The following is a 20,467-nucleotide window of genomic DNA, read 5'->3' as shown; positions in this document are numbered from 1 at the left end:
CCAAAGGCGGTTGCCCAGCGCCGGGCGCCGACCCATGATCGCGTATCCGTGATCGGCCTCCGCTCCGGTCGGAAACAGGAGGTTCGATCCGCCGCCGATGCCAGAGGTCCACGCCGGCTCCTATAAGGAAGCGATCCTGTTCCTCGTCACCGCGGGCATCGTGGTGCCGCTGTTCCACCGGCTGCGGATCTCCCCGGTGCTGGGCTTCATCGGGGCCGGCGCCCTGCTCGGCCCCTTCGGCCTCGGGCGTCTCGCCGACACCCATCCCTACGTCCACCTTTTCACCATCGGCAACCGCACCGAGATCTCGCATCTCGCCGAGTTCGGGGTGATCTTCCTGATGTTCATGATCGGGGTCGAGCTGTCGTGGGAGCGGCTGCGGACCCTGCGCCGGCTCGTCTTCGGCCTCGGCTCGCTGCAGGTCGGCTGCTCGGCGCTGATCCTCGGGGCAATCCTGTACGGGTTGCAGGTGCCGCTCGCCGGCGCGGCGATCGTCGGCATCGGGCTCGCTCTGTCGTCGACCGCGGTGGTGCTGCCAGTCCTGGCCGAGCAGAAGCGGCTCAACGCGCCGTCCGGCCGGGCGAGCTTCGCGGTCCTGCTGTTCCAGGACCTGGCCGTGGCCCCTGTGCTGTTCGCCATCGCGGTGCTCGGCCGCGGCGACGAGGGCGACAAGGGCTGGGCGCTCGCCATGGCGCTGGGCCAGGCTGCCATCGCGCTGGTGCTGATCGTGGTCGCTGGCCGCCTCGCCCTGCGCCCGCTGTTCCAGCTGGTGGCGCGGACGCGCTCCACCGAGCTGTTCATGGCCGCCTGCCTGCTGGTGATCGTCGGCACCGCGCTAACGGCGGCGGCGAGCGGGCTGTCGATGACGCTCGGCGCCTTCGTGGCCGGGCTGCTGCTGGCCGAGACCGAGTATCGCCGGGCGATCGAGGCGACGATCGACCCGTTCAAGGGCCTGCTGCTCGGGGTGTTCTTCGTCTCGGTGGGCATGAACCTGGACCCGGCCCAGCTCATGGCGGCACCCGGCGCGATCATCGGCCTGTCGCTGGCGCTGGTCCTGATCAAGGCCGCCGTGGTGATGATGGCGGCCCCTGCCCTCAAGATCTCCCGGCCGGTAGCGCTGGAGGCGGCCCTGCTGCTCGGGCCAGGCGGCGAATTCGCCTTCGTGCTGATCGGGGGCGCGGTCGCCACCGGGCTGGTGCCGGAGGATGTCGGCGCGGCCGCCCTGATCGTCACCACCGTCACGATGATCATGATCCCGGCGCTCGCGGCCCTGGGCCGCCGGCTGGGCCGTCGCGCGACGAGCGCGAGCCAGGCCGCCATGAAGTCCGAGCCGCTGCCGGACAAGGTCGAGAACCGGGTGGTGATCGCGGGCTACGGCCGCGTCGGCCGCCAGGTCGGCGAGATGCTGGACCGGCACGGGATCCCCTACCTCGCCCTTGATTCCGATGCGGCCCGGGTCGCCGAGCAGCGCCGCGCCGGCGCGCCGGTCTATTTCGGGGATTCGGGCAACACCGAGATCCTGCGCCGCTGCGACATCGCTACAGCGCGCGCGCTGGTAGTCACCCTCGACAACCCGCGGGCCGTCGAGCAGGCGGTGGCCGCCGCCCGGGCCGAGCGGCCGGACCTGACGATCGTGGCCCGCGCGCGTGACGCCCGCCACGCCTCGGCCCTGTACGAGCTCGGCGTCGATGACGCGGTGCCGGAGACGATCGAGGCCTCCCTGCAATTGTCGGAGGCGGTGCTGGTCGATGTCGGCGTGCCGATGGGCCTCGTGATCGCCTCGATCCACGAGCGGCGCGACGAGTATCGCGCGCTGCTGAAGAAGCGCGAGAACGAGGCCAAGCCGATTTTTCGCGCCCGGCGAACGGTCGGAAAAGCCCTCGGCAAGCCGCCGGTCAAGAAGGAGACCGCCGCGCGCCAAGAAGCTTGAGCGAGGCTTGAGCCCGGCGCGGGAAGGCGCCGAGCCGTTCAGGCCGGGGCGAGATGCGCCTCGGCGTGCTTGGCCTGCCGGGTCACCCGGTTGCGCGGCGCCGGCTCGAAGCCGTCGGCGAAGCTGCACCGGTAGACCAGCTCGTCCGCCGGTCCGAGGCCGGTGACCAGGGGGACGGTCACGGTGTCCCCCGAGAAGCGCCAGCCTCGCGCACCCTTGTCCCAGTACAGCCACACGGTCCCGGGGAACCCCCGCAGGGTGAACACCGCGGCCTTCCGCGACAGGGCCTGCACGGCGCGCGGCGCGTACATGCCCTTGTCGCGGTAGGCCTCCCGGGTGGCCTCGGGCTGGCGATCCATGAAGGTGTTGCGCACCAGCTGAATCGTTGCCCCCGGCTTCCCGAGAAACCGCTTGAAATCCGTCAGATTCCGCAGGATGACCGCCATCGCAGGTCTCCTCGCTTCGGTTGGTGCGGCACGCGTCGTCGCGGCTGAACACACCTGATGCCCTCAGTTGAGCGATTCCCGTGACGGTTTCAGTGACCGCGCGAGGCTTGTTCGCGCACATATCAACAGATTCGACGACTTATGCCCAACTTATGAGTCTCCGCGGCCGCTGAAGACTCTCCGGGCGCCCCTGGATTAGGGCTTTGTCCGGCGATGAATCTTGTCGACCATCCGCGACGACTCGGAGAACAGGCCCAGAAGTCCTACCGACTCGATCGTAAGCTTGTCTGATTCGCCGGGGCTTGACCCGGGCGTTTTGCTGGCGCGTTCTTCGGGGATGCTGCTGCAGTTCTTCACGGCCCTCCGGGAGGCCAAGGTTCCCGTCTCCCTCAAGGAGTACCTGACCCTGCTCGGCGCCCTCGACCGGGGGCTGGCCGAGCACGACGTCGAGGCGTTCTACTTCCTGTCGCGCACGGCGCTGGTGAAGGACGAGGCGCATCTCGACCGGTTCGACCAGGTGTTCGGCACGGTGTTCAAGGGGCTGGAGACCCTCGGCGCGGCTGTGGAGCCCGCGGCGATTCCCGAGGAATGGCTGCGCAAGCTCGCGGAAAAATACCTGACCGAGGCCGAGAAGGCCGAATTGCAGGCGCTCGGCTGGGACAAGCTGTTCGAGACGCTCAAGCAGCGGCTGGCCGAGCAGAAGGAGCGCCACCAGGGCGGCTCGAAATGGATCGGCACCGGCGGGACCTCGCCATTCGGCGCCTACGGCTACAATCCCGAGGGCATCCGCATCGGCCAGGACGGGAACCACAACTTTCGCGCGGTGAAGGTCTGGGACAAGCGCGAGTTCAAGGATCTCGACGACGACCGCGAGATCGGCGCGCGCAACATGCGGATCGCGCTGCGGCGGCTGCGCCGCTTCGCCCGGACGGGGGCGGCCGAGGAACTCGACCTCGACGGCACGATCCGGGAGAGCGCGCGCCAGGGCTATATCGACGTGCGGCTCAGGCCGGAGCGGCGCAACGCCGTCAAGGTGCTGCTGTTCCTCGACGTCGGCGGCTCGATGGACTTTCACATCGAGCAGGCGGAGGCTTTGTTCTCGGCCGCGCGCTCGGAGTTCAAGCACCTCGCGCACTACTATTTCCACAACTGCCCCTACGAGGCGGTCTGGACCGAGAACCGGCGCCGGCACGAGGCCAAGACCCCCCTGCTCGACGTGATCCGCACCTATGGCAGCGACTACCGGGTGGTGTTCGTGGGCGACGCCTCGATGAGCCCCTACGAGATCGCCACGCCGGGCGGCTCGGTGGAGCATTGGAACGCGGAGCCCGGCGCCGCCTGGATGCAGCGCCTCCTCGACCATTTCCCGAAGGTGGCCTGGCTGAACCCGATACCGGAGACCCACTGGGGCTACACCCAGTCGATCGGCATGGTGCAGCGGCTCATCGGCGGCCGCATGTTCCCCCTCACCCTCGACGGGCTCGACGCGGCGGCCCGGGCCTTGGTGCGGTGAGGGTCGCTACCCCTGCTGCGCGGGGGTCGTGACCACCAGCCCGTCCAAGTTCGGCGCGATCTTGATCTGGCAGGACAAGCGAGAATTCTCGCGCACGTCGGAGGCGAAATCGAGCATGTCCTGCTCCATGTCCTGGGCCTTGCCGACGACGTCGATCCAGTCCTCGGCGACGTAGACGTGGCAGGTGGCGCAGGCGCAGGCGCCGCCGCATTCCGCGTCGATGCCCGGGACGTTGTTGCGCAACGCCGTCTCCATCACGGTCGCGCCGACGCTGCCTTCGACGGTCCTCTCCGTCCCGGCGTGGTCGACGTAAGTGATCTTGGGCATGCTCGGCTCCGGGCTCGCGTCGAGCGGCCTCGCTTCGACGGGCGGGGTGCCTGCTTGGCGGCTGGGGCCACGGAATGCAAGCGCGGCGGCGCTCGACCGTCCGGATTGATCGCCGCATCTATACTCGCGCGATGAACCGGCCCTCAGGCTTTGATTTGGCGCACGCGCTCGCGCCGAGCCGGTGTCCACTACGGCGGCGAACGCTCTTAAGACTCGGCGCCGTCCGCGATCTCGGCCAGCGCCGCCGCGACCGCCTGCACGAGGTCGTCGAGGGCCGCCGGCTCCGCGCCCGCCCGCAACTGCGCCTCGGCGGCGTCGGCGCAGGCGCGGACCCGCGTGGCGCCGACGCCGGCAGCCGAGCCCTTCAGGGTGTGGGCGAGGTCGGCGCGCTGCCCGGCCGGCAGGGACGGATCGGTGAGCCGGGGCAGGATCGACCGGCATTGCCCGGCAAACAGCGCCAGCACCTCATCGGCCAGCTCGGCGTCGCCGCCGGTCTGCGCGTCGAGCTCCGCACGGTCGATGGCCAGCATGCGCGCACTCCCGGAATCCGCATTCTTCTGGGGGTTGCCGAACCGATCCCCATGATTCACCCCCCGATTCGCCGGACGGGGATCGCGCAGGCACCCGCATCTGCGCCAAGATGGTGGAGCCGGAAGGCGGCGGACCCAGTAACCATACCGTTAACGGTTTCTGGGGTCGGACGGCGGCTCGGGTATCGGCAATCGGTGTCCGCGTCTAATCCTGTAATGGTAAACGGGAAGTTGCGTCTCTGGCATCAGCCTCCCCAGGTGCCAGTGAAACCCGTGTGACGAGGCGTTGAATGGCGACCGAGAAGAAGCTGAAGGACCCGGCCGAGGCCGCGCTCTCTGCCATTGAGCAGGCGCTGAACCTCGACGCCCTGACGCCGACCGGCACCGAGAGCCGCGCGGAGCCGCGCCTGCCCGATGTCGGGGATGCCGATCCCCTGCTCGACGGCGCCCTCGATCCGGCCGGCCGCCAGATGCCGCCGCGCCTCGACCTCGACCCGCCGCTGGCCTCCGACCTGCCCCCGCCCGGCCGCGAGCGCCCGCGCCGCGAAGGCGGCCTGCTGCCGCCCGACCGCTCGCTGGTGGCGAACGACGACCGGCGCAACATCGGCATCCTGCAGCAGACCCTGCGGGTGCGGTCCTCGCCTAAGCCCTACCTGTTCGCCCTGCTGGCCGGCCTGGCCTGGATCGCTGGCCTCGTGCTGGTCGCCTGGCTGCAATCCGGCGGCGACCTGCGCGGCGTGGTCTCGGGTCTCACCGCCCTCCAGGCGACGGTGGGCGCTGCGGCCCTGCTCGGCCCGGTCGTCCTGTTCGTGATCGCCGCCATGCTGGCGGTCCGGGCTCAGGAGATGCGCCTCGTCGCCCGCGCGGTCGGCGAGGTCGCGGTGCGTCTGGCCGAACCCGAGAGCTTTTCCACCGACGCCGTCCTGACCATGTCCCAGACGGTGCGCCGGGAAGTCGCCGCGGTCGGGGACGGCGTCGAGCGCGCGCTCGCCCGGGCCGGCGAGCTGGAGACCCTGGTCCGCGGCGAGATCGCCACCCTGGAGCGGGCCTATTCGGACAACGAGATCCGCATCCGCTCGCTCGTCGAGGAGCTGGTCGCCCAGCGGGAATCCATCGTCACCAACGCCGAGCGGGTGCGCGGCGCGATCACCGGCTCGCACCAGAGCCTGAGCCAGGAGCTGGAGGGCGCGTCCGAGCGGATCGTCATGGCGCTCAACGGCGCGGGCGAGCGCGTCACCGGGGCGCTCGATGCCCGCGGCGCTGCGATCACCGCCTCCCTGGGCGAGGCCGGCGACCGGGTCGTCACCCTGATGACCGGGCGCGGCGACGAGCTGATCGAGAGCCTCGCGGCCACCAGCGAGGGCGTACGCGGCAGCCTCCTGGAGGTCGGCGAGACCCTGACCCAGGCCTTCGAGACCCGCGCCCGCGACGTGAGCAGCGCCTTCGAGGCGACCGGAAACGCCCTCACCGGGCGGATCGCCGAGAGCACCGCCTCCGTCGCCCAGAGCCTCGCCGAGACCGGCCTGCGCGTCAGCGAGTCCCTGGAGCGCCAGGGCGGCGTCGTGCGCGAGAGCTTCGAGCGCTCGGTCATCGGCCTGGAGAACGCCTTCCTGTCGCGGGGCTCCGAGCTGACCGAGCGCTTCGGCGCCATGGGCACCCAGATCACCGCCCGCTTCGCCGAGACCGGCGCGGCCCTCACCCAGGATATCGCCGGCCGCGGCCTGGCCCTGCGCGCCGAGATCGAGAATGCCGGCCTCTCCGTCGCCGAGGCGATCGAGACCCGCGGGCGCGACGCCCAGGCCGCCTTGGCACTGGCCATGGGCGGCGTCGGCGAGACGCTGACCAACCAGGCCGGCGCGGTGCGCGACGACCTCATCGGCACTGCCGAGCGGATCGCCGAGACGGTCGCGGAGCGCGGCAACGCCCTGGCCGAGCGCATGGACGGCATTGCGGCGCGCCTCCACGACACCGTGACGGTGCAGGCCTCGGATCTCGAGACCCGCGTCTCGGCCGCGGCCGAGCGGGCCGGCGGCCACATCACCGAGCGGACCCAGGCGGCCACCGAGAGCCTGGAGAGCGCCTTCTCGGCGCTGGGACACGGCTTCGAGGCCGGCGCCGCCGCCGCGGTCCAGTCCCTGCGCGGCTCCGCGGGCGCCGTCACCGGCGAGGTCGAGTCCCATACCCGCGAGGCGTCCGCGCGCCTGGTCGAAACCCTCCAGACCCTGCGCCTCGGCTCGGCCGAGGTGACCAGCGCCGTCGAGGCCGAGACTGCGGGCCTGCTGACCCGCTTCCGCGACGCCGCCGACCGGGCCGGCACCGAGTTCGGCGAGCGCGGCGCCGCGGCGGTGTCCGCCCTACGCGCCGCCCTCGACGACCTCAACCGCGAGCTGTCTGCCCGCACCGGTGACGCCACCGGCAGCCTGAGCCAGGCCGCCCGCGCCATCTCGGACGACCTCGCCGCCCGCATCGGCGAGATGGAAGCCGCCTTCGGCGCGCACGGCAAGGGCGTCGCCGAGCTGCTGGCCAGCCACGCCGAGGAGACCCAGACCCGGATCAGCGGCACCGGCCGCGACATCGTGCTCGCGGTGGCGAGCCAGGGCGCCCGCATCGCCGACACCCTCAGCCAGACCGGCGCGAGCTTCGCCGAGACCGCGGACGTGCGCGTCCGGGCCATCGACGAGACCCTGGGCAGCCGCCTCGCCGCCCTGCAGGAGACCATCGCCCGCGGCGACATCCTGGCCGACCGCATCGGCCGCGACACCGCGAGCCTCGGCGAGACCGTCGGGGCGCGGCTGGAGGAGATGGACCGGCTCATCACCGTCAAGGGCCAGGCCGTGGCCGAGACCATCGCGACCCGCGCTCGCGAGGCAGGCAGCTTGGTCGAGACCCATCTCGGCTCCCTGGAGGAGCGCTCGGCCAAGCGTGCCGCCGAGATCGGCGAAGTCGTGGCGAACCTGGTCGATCACGTCGACAACCGGATCGAGTCCCGCGGCCAGGCCCTGAACGAGGCGCTGGCCGCCCGGACCGGGGAGATGGCCCGGATCATGGAAGAGGGCAGCCGCAACCTGGTCGCGGTGCTCGATGGCCGGGTCGATGGGCTCGGGCAGGATATTGACCGGCGCACCGCCGAGATGGCCCGCCGTATCGCCGGCAGCGCGGAGCATTTCGATGCCGGCGTCATCAGCCGCCTGCAGGAGATCGCCAACGCCCTGGAGGAGCGCGCCCGCCTCGTGGACGAAAGCTTCGGCGTGCAGGCCTTCGAGGCGATCCGCCTGATCGAGGCGCGCACCCGCGCGGTGGACGAGGAACTGGCCGGCCGCACCCGCGACCTGGTCGCCACGATCACCGACCGGACCGGCGGGATCGACAAGGCGATGGCCGAGAGCATCGGCACCCTCACCGGCGCCGTCGCGGAATCGACGCGGGTTCTCGAAGCCTCGCTGTCGGGCCGCATTCAGGAGATCGTCCAGCTGGTGGACGAGCGGGCGGAGAGCGCCGATGCGGCCCTGTCCGCCCGGACCGAGGCCGTGCGCGCGGCTTTCGCCGAGCGCTCGGAGCTGCTGGCGAAGCTGATCGACGAGCGGATCACCGCCATGTCGAGCGAGCTCGACGAGAAGGGCCGGAGCGTGTTCGGGGCGATCGGCGGCCGGATCACCGAGCTGGCGCGCCTGTTCGACCGCGGCGGCACGTCGCTGGCCGAGCTGATCGACCAGCGCGGCGAGAGCGTCCTCTCGAAGCTCCAGCAGACTATCGCGGATGCCGAGCGGATGCTCGAAGCCGGCGAAGGCCGCCTGGGCCATACCCTGTCGAGCCGCACCGCCGATATCAGCGGCCTGCTCGATGAGGGCGTGCGCTCGGTCCACGGCCTGCTCGACGACCGCACCAACCAGATCCGCGTGATGCTGGACGGTCATGCCGGCACCCTGGCCAGCACCCTCGACGGCCGCATGGGTCCGCTCAACGAGGCCCTGGATACGCGCAGCCGCGCCCTGATCGCCGCCGTCGAGGACGCCTACGGCAACGCCGCCGGAAGCCTGGATTCCCGCACGCAGGCCCTCGGCAGCCTGTTCGACGAGCGCCTGGGCCACCTGGAGAACCTGGTCGAAGGCCGGGGCAACCGCCTCGCCGAGACCCTGGATGCCCGCGCCCAGGGCCTGCGGACCCTGTTCGAGGAAGCCCACAACGCCCTCGACGCGGTGGTGGAGGGCGGCGGTGGCCGCTTCGCCGCCTCGGTCGACACCAAGATCCAGGCACTTCGGACGATGCTGGAGGAGGCGCCCGCCGCCGTCACGGCCCTGGTCGAGACCCGGGAGCGCCAGCTCGCGGCCACCCTCGACAGCCGCACGCAGCGCCTGCGGGCCCTGTTCGAGGAGGCCCAGGCCGGCCTGCGCGACCTCGTGGAGGTGCGCGGCCAGGAACTCGCCGACACGATCACGACCCGGACCGAGGGCCTGCGCCAGACCCTCGACGCGGCCCCCACCGACATGGCCGACCTGCTGGACGCCCGCTTCGCGGACCTGCGCGCCCTGTTCGAGCGGGCCCAGGCGGAGATCGACCGCCTGGTCGACGGCCGCAGCCGCGAGATCGCCGGGACGATCGAGCATCGGACCCAGGCCCTGCAGAACGTGATCGAGCAGGCGAGCCCGGCCATCGCCGGCCTGATGGAGGCCCGGGAGCACCAGCTCGCCGAGGCCTTCGAGGCCCACGGCGGCCAGCTCGAGGCCCTGTTCGCGCGAGCACAGGCCGAGATCGACCGCTTGGTCGATGGCCGCAGCCGCGAGATTGCCGGGACGATCGAGCACCGGACCGAGGCTCTGCAGAAGGCGATCGAGCAGGCGAGCCCGGCCATCGCCGGCCTGCTCGAAGCCCGCGAGACCCAGTTCGCCGAGACCTTCGAGGCCCGCAGCGGGCAGCTTCGGACCCTGTTCGAGCGGGCGCAAGCCAATCTCGAAACCTCGGTGGAGAGCCGCGGCCGGGAGATCGCCATGGCGGTCCAGGCGCGCACGCAGGATCTGCGCAACCTCCTCGACGCGGCGCCCACCGGCGTCGCCGCCCTCTTGGATGCCCGGATCGAGACCCTGCGTGGGACGTTCGACGAGGCGCGTTCGTCAATCGAGGCCCTCGTCGACGAGCGCAGCCAGTCGCTGCTGGACGCCGCCCAGGGCCGCACCGGCTCGCTGGTCGAGGCCTTCGACGCGCGGATCCGCGACCTCGACGGCGTCGTGGAAGGGCGCACCGCCGCCCTAGTCCACTCCGTCGAGACCCAGACTGAGGCCCTGGCCCGGGGCGTCGACGCCCGCGCCGACGCCTTCACCCAGCGCATCGACGGCCGCATGCGGTTGTTCGCGACGCTGGTCGCCCAGCGCGCCGAGACGCTGGCCAACGCCTTCGACGACCGCCACGACGCCTTCGCGGGCCTCATGGACGAGCGCACCGCCAGCTTGGTGGCCGCACTCGACGAGCGGGCGCGGGCGCATGCCGAGCAGGTCGACGCGCACAACGCCGCCCTGGCCGAGACGCTCAGCCGGCGCGAGGCCGCGCTGGCGGGCCTGATCGATGCCCGCACCGAGGCGCTGGGGGCCGGATTCGAGCGCCGCGCCACCGCGTTGGGCGCCCTGGTCGACGCCCGCGGCGAGGCCCTGTCCCGCCGCCTCGCGGAGAGCGCCGAGGCGCTGGTCCGCGCCATCGAGGAGAAGGGCGGGGCGCTGATCGCCAGCGTCGACGGCAGCGGCCGTGCGGTCGGCGACAGCCTGGAAGGGCATGTCGCGCGCCTGCGCGCCGCCATCGACGGGCCGATGCTCGACCTGTCGCGGGCCCTGGCCGACCGGGCCGACTCGATCGAGCGGGTGCTGATCGAGACCGGCGTGCCGCTGGCCGAAACCCTGCGGCTGCAGACCGAGGAACTGGCCGCGCAGTCGCGGGCCTCGGCCGAGCTGCTGCGCGCCGCCATCGACGACGGTGCGGGCCGCGCCCTCACCGAGCTGTTCGAGACCAACGACCGGCTGGGCCGGGAGCTCGGCGCCGTCCTTCAGCGGATCGAGGGCGCCAACGCGGCTTTGGGCGAGCTGGTCTCCGGAGCCGGCACCAATCTCGGCGCCATCGAGCAGGGCCTGGCCGGCCGGGTCGAGCAGGTGCAGTCGGCGCTCCAGCGCATCGCCGCCGAGACCGGCCGCGCCACTGCGGGCGTCGCGGCGCAGGTCGAAGCCCTGCGCGAGGTCGCCAACACGGCCCTGCGCGAGGCGTCCGGCCTCGCCGAGACCCTCGACGGAAGGGGCCGCGCCCTCGGCGAGCAGACGTCCGTGCACGTGTCGGCGCTCGACCAGGCGGCGTCCTCGCTCGCCGCGATCGAGGAGCGGCTGGGCGCGACCCTGTCGGGCCGCGAGGCAGCGCTCGCCGAGGCGCTGGCTGGCTTCGAGGCACGCGCCAGCGCCCTGGAGCAGCAGGGCGGCGCCCTGGCGGAGACGATCGAGCGCACGCTGCGCAGTGCCGAGGAGCGCGCCCGCGCCGTCGGCGAGTCGCTGACGCGCTCGGCCGAGGGGGCGGGGGCTTCGGTCACCAGCGCCTTCGAGGGCTTGAAGGACAGCGCAGGGACCGAGAGCGAGAAGGCGGCCCAAGGCGTGCGCCAGGCCATCGAGGAGGCGGCGCGGGAGATGCGCAGCGGCCTCGACGAGGCGCAGACCCAGTTCGGTGCCTCCGTGTCGTCCCTGCGGGAGATGGCGGGCTCGATCCGCGGCGAACTCGACGCGACCCGCGCCGAACTCGCCCGGGGCGTCCTCGACCTGCCCCGCGAGACGCAGGATGCCACCGGCGAGATGCGCCGGGTGGTGGCCGACCAGATCAAGGCGCTCAACGAGCTCTCGGCCCTGGTCTCCCGCACCACCCGCTCGGTGGATGTCGCCCAGCCGCAGGCCCAGCGGCGGGTGGCGGAGGGCGGCTCCCGCTCGGTCGCCGCATCGCAGGTGAGCAGCAGCGCTCCGGCTCCGTCCGCGACGCAGGCTCAGCCGGTCTCGGCTCCGGCTCTGCCGGCGCCCTCGGCTCCGGCCCGGTCCGCCACAGGCCCGGCCCGGATCGAGGCGCCGCGGCCTTCCGCGACCGCCCGTCCCGTCGCCATGACGGCCGGCGGTGCCAAGCGCGGCTGGCTGTCCGACCTGCTGACCCGCGCCTCGCTGGACGAGGACGACGAAGCCGAGGTGGAGGCGACCAACGCCGCCGCTCCGGCGGGCCGCCCGTCCCAGCCGCAGGCTCCGTCCCAGGCCTCTGCCGAGACCGGTCGGATCGCCCTGGACACGATCTCCACCGACATCGCCCGGATGATCGAGCACCGGACCGCGGTCGACCTGTGGGAGCGCTACCGCCGGGGCGAGCCGAACCTGTTCGACCCGCGCATCTACACCGCGCAGGGCCGGACCACCTTCGCGGAGATCCAGCGCCGCTACCGGTCGGATGCGGAGTTCCGCCGTAGCGTCGACCGCTACGTGGGTGAGTTCGAGCGGCTCTTGGGCGACGTGGTCAAGAACGACAGCGACGCGAAGCGGACCGACGCCTACCTCACCTCGGAGACCGGCAAGGTCTACACGATGCTGGCCCATGCCAGCGGGCGGTTCGACGGGGCGTAGGACGACAGTCGGCGCGGGCACTCAGAGGGCCCGCGCCGACGGAACGTGTTTTAGAGCATCGTCCCAAAAGGTGGATTCCGGCTTTCGGAAAAAGACGATGCATAATCAAGAGCCTAGAGCGTCGTCCCGGTTCTGATTTCCGGGACGACGCTCTAGAGGAGGCCGAGGCCGACCAGCTCGCGGCGTAGCGCCTCGGGCATCTCGGCGAGGTCGCCCGATTGCCCGGCTCCGAGATCGGCCGGCGCGTCGCGGGCCGTGAGATAGCGCCAGCCCTGGAACGGGCGGCAGGGGCGGGGCGACACCGGAACCAGGCGCGAGTCGAAGACCAGCCGGCAGCGCGGGATTCCCTCCTCGTCCGTGAGCTTCTCGATGGCGGTGATCGCCTGCCGGCAGGACAGGGTCCCGCGGATCACCCAGTAGATCGAGCCCTTTCCGGCGATCTCGCGATGGCGCTTGGGCAGGGTGCGGGTGACGTGGAACGGGTCGGCCGGCCGGCCCTCGCGCAAAGCCTCGGCCCGGTACCGTTCCTGACGGGCTTCGAGGTCGGCGATGGAGGCGGGTCCGACGCAGAGCTTGATCAGGTTCAGGGCCACGGGGGTTTTCGTCTCACGACCTTGGACGGGCGGGCGCCCCTGATAGCAGGGCCGCTCGGCGCCGTCAGGCGAACAGGGCGAGCCGCTGCTCCGGCGGCAGCGCGTCGATCGCCGCGAAGCTCAGGATCGGCGCCTCCGGCTCGGCGGCGGGCTCCGGGGCGGCAGTGTCATGGTCGGCCCAATCCACGTCGGGCACTGAAGCCGCAGAGTCGTCCTGGTCGACTGCGTCGTCGCCGATCGCGATCGGGGCGGGCGCTTCGGCGGCCTCCACCACCTCGGCGTCCTCGGTCGCATCGGTCCCCTCCCCGTCCGAGACCGGCAGGAACACGATGTCCTCGTGGAGCGGCGGGCTCCCGGGGCGGGCGATCAGCGCGGCCGCGGTGACGGCCGGGACCTCCATGGCGATGTAGCGGTCGATGTCGCTCTGGCAGAGGTCGGAGGGCTGAACCTCCGGCCGGGTGCCGGCGGCCGGGTCGCCCGGCATCGGCGGGACCCGCTCGGCCTCGCTGCCCCAGATCGCGATCATCGCGGCGAGGCGGTCTTCGAGGTAGCGCAGGGTGTAGACGATCCGGGCTGTACGCTGGGCCGTGAGGTCCTGGAACGAGCAGGACGTGTAGATCGCCGTGGCGTGCCGATCGAGGGCGTCGCAGGTCGCCGCGTCGGCGCCCCGCTCGCGCAGAACCCAGGCCGCCTCCTGGATCGCCTCGGCCGAGCCGAGGATGTCGGAGGTCGCCCGCTCGGTCTCGCGCACGATGGCGTCCAGCGCCAGGGACGCCTGGGTCAGACGGGTCTGCTCGCTGTCGCGGGCGCTGATCGCGGCGATCTCGGCCTTGGTTTGGCTGATCGCTGCGGCCATCTCGACGAGGTTGCCGTGCAGTTGCCCGACGGTCTGCTGATCCCGGTCGGCGGTCACCGCGTGTTCGAGCCGGCTCATCGCCCCGAGCAGCATCTCGGTCTCGGCGGCCCGGTTGCGGCGCGCATATTCGGACAGGAACCAGCGCCCGCGCTCGCTGAGGCAGATGGTCGCCTCGATCGCCTCGTACTCGGCAAGGGCGCCTGCTGGGGCTGAACCGGACATGGGATCCCTCCGAACCCGAAAGGCCGGCACGGCGAGGGCCGGCACAGGGCGCGACCCGGAGGCGGGCAAATTGACAGGGAGGGTTTAACGGGCGCTTACGGCGGCCGAGCCCCGGATCCGGGGAATCTCCCAAATCCCGTCCGGGAACCCCATCCTTGCATCGCCCGTCCGGCCCAGCACGCCTGTCGCTGCTCTACGCCGTCGTCTTCACCGAGATCGGCATCGCAATGCCGTTCATGCCCCTCTGGCTCGACGGACTCGGCCTCGATGCCCGGGTGATCGGCCTGCTGCTCGCCCTGCCGATCGCCACGCGGATCGTCGCGACGGCGCCGCTGATGAGCCTGCTCGACCGGGGCCTGGGCCCGCGCCGGCTGATCATGCTCGGCAGCCTCGCCCTCAGCCTGACCTACGCGCTGATGCCGGGCGCCGCCGGGATCGGCTGGCCCGTGCTGGCGATGCTGGTCGTGCTGAACGCGGTCGCCGGCGCGCCGCTGGTCCCGTGCATCGACTACCTGACCCTGGCCGCCGTGCGCCGAGACGCCCGCTTGGTTTATGCCCGGATCCGGATGGCCGGCTCCATCGCGTTCCTGCTGGCCAACCTCGCGGGCGGCCTCCTGCTCTCGGCGCTCGGCGGCCAGCTCGCGGTGCCGCTGCTGCTCACCGGCCTCGCCCTGGTAGCAGGGCTCGTGGCCTGGCGCAGCCGCTCGGTCGTGGCGTTGCCGCAGGTCCCGGCCGGCGCCGTCCGGCCGCGCCTGCCGTTGAAGCTCTGGCTCTGCATCGGCGCGGCGGCGGCGATCCAGGCGAGCCACGGGGCGATCTACGGGTTCGGCAGCATCTACTGGACCAGCCAGGGCATTGCGCCGGTCTGGGTCGGCTCCCTCTGGGCCACCGGGGTGCTGACCGAGATCGCGCTGTTTGCCGGCATCACCGCCCTGCCCGCATCCTGGCGGAGTCCGGTGCGACTCCTGACCCTCGGCGCCGGAGCCGCGATCCTGCGCGCGGTCGGCATGTATCTCCTCGGCGACCACCTGGCCGCCCTGGTGCCGCTCCAGTGCCTGCACGGCCTGACCTTCGGGGCGACACAGCTCGGCGCGATGGCCGCGGTCTCGGCCTTCGCCCCCGAGGGCGCGCGCGGGCGGGCGCAGGGCACGCTCAGCGCGGTCAATGCCGGCATCTCCGTGGGCGCGACCCTGCTGAGCGGCGTCGCCTATCGGGCCGGCGGCCCCCTCGCCTTCCTGCTGATGGCGCCGCTCGCCGCCTGCGGCCTGGGCCTGGCGCTCGCTTCCGGCCGCGCCGGGGGGGTGACGTTGGACACGGATCGTCAACCGTAATGTCGACATAACCCCGAGGCAGGGTGGTGCCTCCAATCGAGGAGTGAGGGTCTTGCTGAGCGAGGGCATGGTTCCCGGCGCGTCGCTGCGGGACCGGCCGGCGGAAGGCCGGTTGGCGCTCGACGGGCGCTGGACCGCCGATCAGGCGCCGACCGTTGAGGCGAATGCGGCGCGCCTCCTGGCCGCCGGCCGGGCCGGCGCCGTGGCGGTCGACCTGTCGGGGATCGAACGGCTGGATACGCTGGGCGCCTGGGTGCTCGAGCGGACCCGCGCCGAGATCGAGCAGTCCGGGGGCAGGCTGACCTATGTCGGCGTGCGGCCCGAGCACCGCACCCTGCTGGGCGAGGTCCGCCTGCGCGAAGCCGAGGCCGCGCCATCGGCCCGGCCCGGCCTGATCCTGGGCGTCCTCGATACGGTCGGCCGCGAGACCGTGCGCGGCGGCCAGGAATTCGTCACCGCCCTCGCCTTCCTGGGCGAGGTGATCGCCGCCTGCGGGCGCGTCGCCCTGCGGCCGGGGACGTTCCGGGGCACGGCGCTGATCAATCAGATCCAGCAGGTGGCGTTCAATGGCGCGCCGATCATCGTGCTGATCTCGTTCCTGGTCGGCGGCATCGTCGCCCAGCAGGGCATCTTCCAGCTCCAGCGCTTCGGCGCCCAGACCTTCGTGGTCAACCTGATCGGCCTGCTGATCCTGCGCGAGATGGGCGTGCTGCTCACCTCGATCATGGTCGCGGGCCGGTCCGGCTCGGCGATCACCGCCGAGATCGGCTCGATGCGGATGCGCGAGGAGGTCGATGCCCTGCGGGTCATGGGCCTCGATCCCGTCGAGATCCTGATCGTGCCGCGGGTGCTGGCCCTGATGGTCGGCCTGCCGATGCTGACCCTGATCGGCGACCTGGCCGCGCTCACCGGCGGCGGCCTCACCGCCATGCTGTATGGCGGCCTGACGCTCGATCAGTTCCTGGTCCGGCTCCAGGCGGCGGTGGGCGTGCACCACGTCATGGTCGGCCTGATCAAGGCGCCGTTCATGGCGCTGATCATCGGGATCCTCGCCACGATCGAGGGCTTCGCGGTGGAGGGCTCGGCCGAATCGCTCGGCCGCCACGTCACCGCCTCAGTCGTGAAGTCCATCTTCATGGTCATCGTCCTCGATGGATTGTTCGCGGTGTTCTTCGCCGCGATCGATTTCTGAGCCCGTCCTGATGATCGCCCCCGCCATGCCCGAGACCGCCACCGGCCCCGCGCCCATCATCCGGGTGCGCGACCTCGTGGTCGGCTTCCGGGACCGGAACATCCTCAAGGGCCTGAACCTCGACATCCGGGCCGGCGAGATCATGGGCTTCGTCGGGCCCTCGGGTCAGGGCAAGTCGGTGCTCACCCGGACGATCCTCGGCCTCACGCCCAAGCGCGCGGGCACGATCGAGGTGTTCGGCCGCGACGTCGACGGCATGACCTATGCCGAGCGACGCCGCATGGAGCAGCGCTGGGGCGTGCTGTTCCAGCAGGGCGCCCTGTTCTCGGCGCTCACCGTCAAGCAGAACATCCAGGTGCCGATGCGCGAGCACCTGGACCTGTCCGAGCGCCTGCTCGACGAGTTCGCTCGGCTCAAGATCGAGATGGTCGGCCTGAAGCCGGACGCCGCCGACAAGCTGCCCTCGGAGCTGTCCGGCGGCATGATCAAGCGGGCGGCGCTCGCCCGCTCCCTGGCGCTCGATCCCGAGATCCTGTTCCTGGACGAGCCGACCTCGGGTCTCGACCCGATCGGCGCGGGCGAGTTCGACGACCTCGTCTCCACCCTGAAGGAGACGCTGGGCCTGACCGTGTTCATGGTCACCCACGACCTCGACAGTCTCTACACCGCCTGCGACCGCATCGCGGCGCTGGGCGACGGCCAGATCATCGCCGCCGGGACGATCGAGGAGATGCTGGCGAGCGACCATCCCTGGCTGCGCTCGTATTTTCACGGCAAGCGCGCCCGCGCCCTCACCACAGGCGTGCCGGCGCATGCCTGATCGTTTCCTTCCCCTGATCCCGTCCCGCTCTCGATCGGGAGCGGCGACACGCAGCTCGGCCGGACTTGTTTCGCCGAGCAGAACCGCAGGCTGACCGCATGGAAACCCGCGCGAACTACGCCCTCATCGGGGCCTTCACCCTCGCCGTGATCCTGGCGGGCTTCGGCACCGTGCTGTGGCTCTCCGGCGGCTCGTCGCGGCAGGTCAGCCAGACCGTCCGCATCGTGTTCTCCGGCTCGGTCGGCGGGCTCTCCCGCGGATCGAGCGTGAACTTCAACGGCATCAAGGTCGGCGAGGTCACCGATATCCGCCTCGCCCCGCAGGACCCGCGCCGGGTGCTCGCCCAGATCAAGGTCGATCCCTCGACGCCGCTCCGAGCCGATACCCGCGCCCGCCTCGATTCGGCGATGCTCACCGGCGTCTCGGTGATCTCCCTGTCGGGCGGCAACGCCGACGCGCCGGTGCTGACACCGATGGCCAATGGCGAGCCGCCGACGATCTTCGCCGATTCCTCCGACATGCAGGACATGATGGCGCTCGCCCGTCAGGTGGCCCAGCGGGCCGACGACATGCTCGCCCGCCTCGACCGGATCGTGGCCGGCAACGAGGGCGCGATCAACCGCGCGCTCACCAACGTCGAGGCGTTCTCGAAGACGCTGGCCGAGGCCGGCCCGAACATCGCGACCCTGGTCAAGGCGGTGGACGGGGTGAAGCTCGGCCACGTGATCGACAACGCCGACCGCTTCTCGGCGGCCCTGTCCAAGTCCAGCCCCGACATCGAGGGCGCGGTGCACGATGCCCGCTCGCTCGCGGCCAAGCTCAATGCCTCGGCCGACAAGATCGACGGCGTACTCAACGGCGCCCAGAGCTTCCTGGGCTCCGCCTCGGGCCAAGAGGGGTCCAGCACCTTCGCCGAAATCCGCGCCGCCGCGATGTCGGTGCGCGACGCCGGCAAGGCGTTCCGCACCATGTCGGAGAACCTCGACAAGCGCACCGCCAGCATCTCGACCAATTTCGGCCGGCTGAGCGGCACCGGCCGCCGAGAGGTGGAGGCCCTGTCGGGAGACGGCCAGCGCACCCTCAACACCCTGAACCGCACCGTGCGCAGCCTGGAGCGCGACCCGAGCCAAGTGATCTTCGGCGGCAAGCCATCGTTGCCCGAATACAACGGCGGCCGGTGAAATCGCGGGGCGCCGGGTCGATGTGTCCCGGCGCACGGCACGGATACAGGCGAGGGCTAGTTTCTGCGGCATAGCTTATACAGCTCTGCCGCGCGTCGGCGGGGTTTCTCAGGTTGTGCGTATGGCCCGCTCGTCCCACCTTCTCGCCGCTGCGCTGTTCGCTGCCCTGCTGGGCGGCTGCGGTGGCGGTGCGACGCCCCTGACCTTCGATCTCGCGGCCCTCCCCCCGACCGGGCGCCCGGTCGCGGCCGGCCGCTCGATCGCGGTCTCGGAGCCGGTGGGCATCCAGCCCTTCGAGGCCGACCGGATCATCGTGCGCGAGGCGGGCGGCGCCCTCGCCTTCCTGGGCGGCGGCCAATGGGCCGACCGGCTGCCGCGCCTGATCCAGACCCGCCTCCTCCAGAGCCTGGAGAATTCCGGCCGGCTCCGCTCGGTCAGCCGGCCCGGCGACAAGGTCGTGGCCGATTACCAGCTGATCAGCGAGATCCGCGCCTTCGACATCCAGGCCACGACCGGCGAGGCGGTGGTCGACCTGTCGCTGAAGCTCGTGGCCGATGGCACCGGCAAGGTCACAGCCGCCCGGATCTTCACCGCCCGGGTGCCGGTGGCCAAGATCGATGCCGGCAACGGCGCCCAAGCCCTCGACCAGGCGCTGACCACTGTGCTGGCCGACGTGGTGCGGTGGGTGAATACCGGGCGCTGAGGGGGCCGGGGCGAGGACGGGGGCTTTCGAGCCGCCGGGCGTCGAGATGGCGCTGTCTCGGCACGAGCCGATCGCAGAACAGCTTTCAATTGTATATCCCCGCGCCCTATAAAAATTTCCGGTTGCGACCTGCAGCAATCGCCGCCATAGGGCTGCTGCGATGCAGACCATCTTCTCGACGGACGGGGTTATACCGAAACATCGATTTCGCCATTGGTGGGATGTCTGCGAAGATCGCCTCGTCCCGATGGAGCAGAACTGTCTGGGCGAGGAGCCGTTCGACGCTGCGATCGACGGTGCCAGTATCGGTGGCTTGGCCATCACGAAATTCGCGTTGCGCAATCTCCGCGCTTCGACGACACCGCGAACGCTCCGGCACGAAAATCACAAGACCGATCATCTCTTCATGAGCATGGTTCTGTCCGGGACCGTGCGCGCGGACCAGAACGATCGATCGAGTACGGACAGAACCGGCGACTTCGCGATCCGCGATACGAGCACGCCCTGGACGATCGAGCACAGCGGGTACACCGAAGTGCTGACCGTCGCGATCCCGCGGGAACGGCTGGAGAGCGTGCTCGGCTCGGCCCGGATCTTCGCCGGTCTGACCGTCGAGGGGCATCTGCCGGTGGCGACCCTGGCCCGCTCGTTCCTATCCAACCTGCTGCGCGAGGAGGATCGGCTGCCGCCGCACGTGGCCGAGCGCATGGCCGGGGTAGGGATCGATCTCTTCGTCGCCAGCCTCGCCGAGCGCCTCGCCCGGGAGGTGCCCCGGCCCGTCCATGGCAGCGTCGTGATCCAACGCGCGAAAGCCTATGTCGAGGCCAACCTCCACGACCTGGATCTGGATCCGCGCCACCTCGCGGCGGCGACCGGCGTGTCGTTGCGGCGGCTCCAGGAGCTGTTCCACGAGCACGGACAGCACATCTCCTACTGGATCTGGCAGCGCCGGTTGGGGGCGGCGGCCAACCGCCTGGCCGATCCCGGATATCTGCATATGCCGCTCGGCGCCTTGGCCTATGGCTGCGGCTTCGCCAGCCAGGCGCATTTCTCCCGTCGCTTCAAGGAGCGCTACGGCCTGAGCCCGCGGGACTATCGCCACCGCGCGCTCTCGCAAGCCGGCGCGTCCTGAGAAGGCCGTCCGGTCCCGTGCCCGGGCGGATGCGGTTCCGATCGTCCGCGAGAGAGTGGAGGCGATTTGACGCCT

The 20,467-nt window shown here is 71.4% G+C and carries 14 protein-coding genes; 9 read left to right on the top strand and 5 right to left on the bottom strand.

The window, feature by feature from the left end:
- Positions 1-97 precede the first annotated feature (97 nt).
- On the top strand, positions 98-1,930 hold the full coding sequence (locus BM228_RS07265; protein WP_092038551.1) for a cation:proton antiporter domain-containing protein: 1,833 nt from the start codon (positions 98-100) through the stop codon (positions 1,928-1,930).
- 38 nt (positions 1,931-1,968) lie between these two features.
- Here BM228_RS07265 and BM228_RS07260 read toward each other — a convergent pair whose 3' ends face one another.
- Positions 1,969-2,376, bottom strand: a complete 408-nt coding sequence (locus BM228_RS07260) for a hypothetical protein (RefSeq protein WP_092038549.1) — start codon at positions 2,374-2,376, stop codon at positions 1,969-1,971.
- Between the two features lie 337 nt (positions 2,377-2,713).
- Between BM228_RS07260 and BM228_RS07255 the strand changes: the two genes are divergently transcribed.
- Positions 2,714-3,889, top strand: a complete 1,176-nt coding sequence (locus tag BM228_RS07255) for a vWA domain-containing protein (protein WP_092038548.1) — start codon at positions 2,714-2,716, stop codon at positions 3,887-3,889.
- Positions 3,890-3,895: 6 nt separating this feature from the next.
- On the opposite strand, the gene BM228_RS07250 is transcribed toward BM228_RS07255, so the two are convergent.
- Positions 3,896-4,216, bottom strand: coding sequence for a 2Fe-2S iron-sulfur cluster-binding protein (locus BM228_RS07250; protein WP_092038546.1), 321 nt, complete (start codon positions 4,214-4,216; stop codon positions 3,896-3,898).
- A 206-nt stretch (positions 4,217-4,422) separates the two neighbouring features.
- Positions 4,423-4,746, bottom strand: coding sequence for an Hpt domain-containing protein (locus BM228_RS07245; RefSeq protein ID WP_092038544.1), 324 nt, complete (start codon positions 4,744-4,746; stop codon positions 4,423-4,425).
- A 290-nt stretch (positions 4,747-5,036) separates the two neighbouring features.
- Here BM228_RS07245 and BM228_RS07240 point away from each other — a divergent pair, with 290 nt between their 5' ends.
- The gene (locus tag BM228_RS07240) at positions 5,037-12,362 is read left to right on the top strand and encodes an apolipoprotein A-IV repeat region-like domain-containing protein (RefSeq protein ID WP_092038542.1); all 7,326 of its coding nucleotides are present in this window, start codon (positions 5,037-5,039) and stop codon (positions 12,360-12,362) included.
- A gap of 152 nt (positions 12,363-12,514) precedes the next feature.
- On the opposite strand, the gene BM228_RS07235 is transcribed toward BM228_RS07240, so the two are convergent.
- Both BM228_RS07235 and BM228_RS07230 read right to left on the bottom strand, forming a co-directional pair.
- Entirely contained in the window at positions 12,515-12,955 is a 441-nt protein-coding gene (locus BM228_RS07235) for a DUF1489 family protein (protein ID WP_092038540.1), read from the bottom strand.
- A gap of 64 nt (positions 12,956-13,019) precedes the next feature.
- Complete coding sequence (locus BM228_RS07230; protein WP_092038538.1) at positions 13,020-14,033, bottom strand: hypothetical protein; 1,014 nt, start codon at positions 14,031-14,033, stop codon at positions 13,020-13,022.
- A 155-nt stretch (positions 14,034-14,188) separates the two neighbouring features.
- Between BM228_RS07230 and BM228_RS07225 the strand changes: the two genes are divergently transcribed.
- The 6 genes from BM228_RS07225 to BM228_RS07200 all read left to right on the top strand — a co-directional run bounded on the left by BM228_RS07225 (position 14,189) and on the right by BM228_RS07200 (position 20,392).
- On the top strand, positions 14,189-15,364 hold the full coding sequence (locus tag BM228_RS07225) for an MFS transporter (protein WP_092038536.1): 1,176 nt from the start codon (positions 14,189-14,191) through the stop codon (positions 15,362-15,364).
- A 67-nt stretch (positions 15,365-15,431) separates the two neighbouring features.
- Positions 15,432-16,556 carry an ABC transporter permease gene (locus BM228_RS07220; RefSeq protein ID WP_092038721.1) on the top strand — a complete coding sequence of 375 codons (1,125 nt, stop codon included), beginning with the start codon at positions 15,432-15,434 and terminating at the stop codon, positions 16,554-16,556.
- A 10-nt stretch (positions 16,557-16,566) separates the two neighbouring features.
- A complete protein-coding gene (locus BM228_RS07215) occupies positions 16,567-17,376 on the top strand; it encodes an ABC transporter ATP-binding protein (RefSeq protein WP_208611998.1) in 810 nt (269 codons plus the stop codon).
- Positions 17,377-17,474: 98 nt separating this feature from the next.
- A complete protein-coding gene (locus BM228_RS07210; protein ID WP_092038535.1) occupies positions 17,475-18,557 on the top strand; it encodes an MlaD family protein in 1,083 nt (360 codons plus the stop codon).
- A 121-nt stretch (positions 18,558-18,678) separates the two neighbouring features.
- On the top strand, positions 18,679-19,260 hold the full coding sequence (locus BM228_RS07205) for an ABC-type transport auxiliary lipoprotein family protein (protein ID WP_092038533.1): 582 nt from the start codon (positions 18,679-18,681) through the stop codon (positions 19,258-19,260).
- A gap of 160 nt (positions 19,261-19,420) precedes the next feature.
- Complete coding sequence (locus BM228_RS07200) at positions 19,421-20,392, top strand: helix-turn-helix domain-containing protein (protein ID WP_092038532.1); 972 nt, start codon at positions 19,421-19,423, stop codon at positions 20,390-20,392.
- The last annotated feature ends 75 nt before the right edge of the window (positions 20,393-20,467 follow it).

The organism is Methylobacterium pseudosasicola, assembly GCF_900114535.1.
Classification (GTDB): domain Bacteria; phylum Pseudomonadota; class Alphaproteobacteria; order Rhizobiales; family Beijerinckiaceae; genus Methylobacterium; species Methylobacterium pseudosasicola.
Note: the sequence above shows the minus strand (reverse complement) of the source record. Positions and strands in the feature narration are given on the sequence as shown.

Excerpts from the sequence above, each read along its gene's own strand:
- BM228_RS07265 (WP_092038551.1), top strand. The coding sequence starts at position 98 with ATGCCAGAGGTCCACGCCGGCTCCTATAAGGAAGCGATCCTGTTCCTC.
- BM228_RS07260 (WP_092038549.1), bottom strand. The coding sequence starts at position 2,376 with ATGGCGGTCATCCTGCGGAATCTGACGGATTTCAAGCGGTTTCTCGGG.
- BM228_RS07255 (WP_092038548.1), top strand. The coding sequence starts at position 2,714 with ATGCTGCTGCAGTTCTTCACGGCCCTCCGGGAGGCCAAGGTTCCCGTC.
- BM228_RS07250 (WP_092038546.1), bottom strand. The coding sequence starts at position 4,216 with ATGCCCAAGATCACTTACGTCGACCACGCCGGGACGGAGAGGACCGTC.
- BM228_RS07245 (WP_092038544.1), bottom strand. The coding sequence starts at position 4,746 with ATGCTGGCCATCGACCGTGCGGAGCTCGACGCGCAGACCGGCGGCGAC.
- BM228_RS07240 (WP_092038542.1), top strand. The coding sequence starts at position 5,037 with ATGGCGACCGAGAAGAAGCTGAAGGACCCGGCCGAGGCCGCGCTCTCT.
- BM228_RS07230 (WP_092038538.1), bottom strand. The coding sequence starts at position 14,033 with ATGTCCGGTTCAGCCCCAGCAGGCGCCCTTGCCGAGTACGAGGCGATC.
- BM228_RS07220 (WP_092038721.1), top strand. The coding sequence starts at position 15,432 with ATGGTTCCCGGCGCGTCGCTGCGGGACCGGCCGGCGGAAGGCCGGTTG.
- BM228_RS07215 (WP_208611998.1), top strand. The coding sequence starts at position 16,567 with ATGATCGCCCCCGCCATGCCCGAGACCGCCACCGGCCCCGCGCCCATC.
- BM228_RS07210 (WP_092038535.1), top strand. The coding sequence starts at position 17,475 with ATGGAAACCCGCGCGAACTACGCCCTCATCGGGGCCTTCACCCTCGCC.
- BM228_RS07205 (WP_092038533.1), top strand. The coding sequence starts at position 18,679 with ATGGCCCGCTCGTCCCACCTTCTCGCCGCTGCGCTGTTCGCTGCCCTG.
- BM228_RS07200 (WP_092038532.1), top strand. The coding sequence starts at position 19,421 with ATGCAGACCATCTTCTCGACGGACGGGGTTATACCGAAACATCGATTT.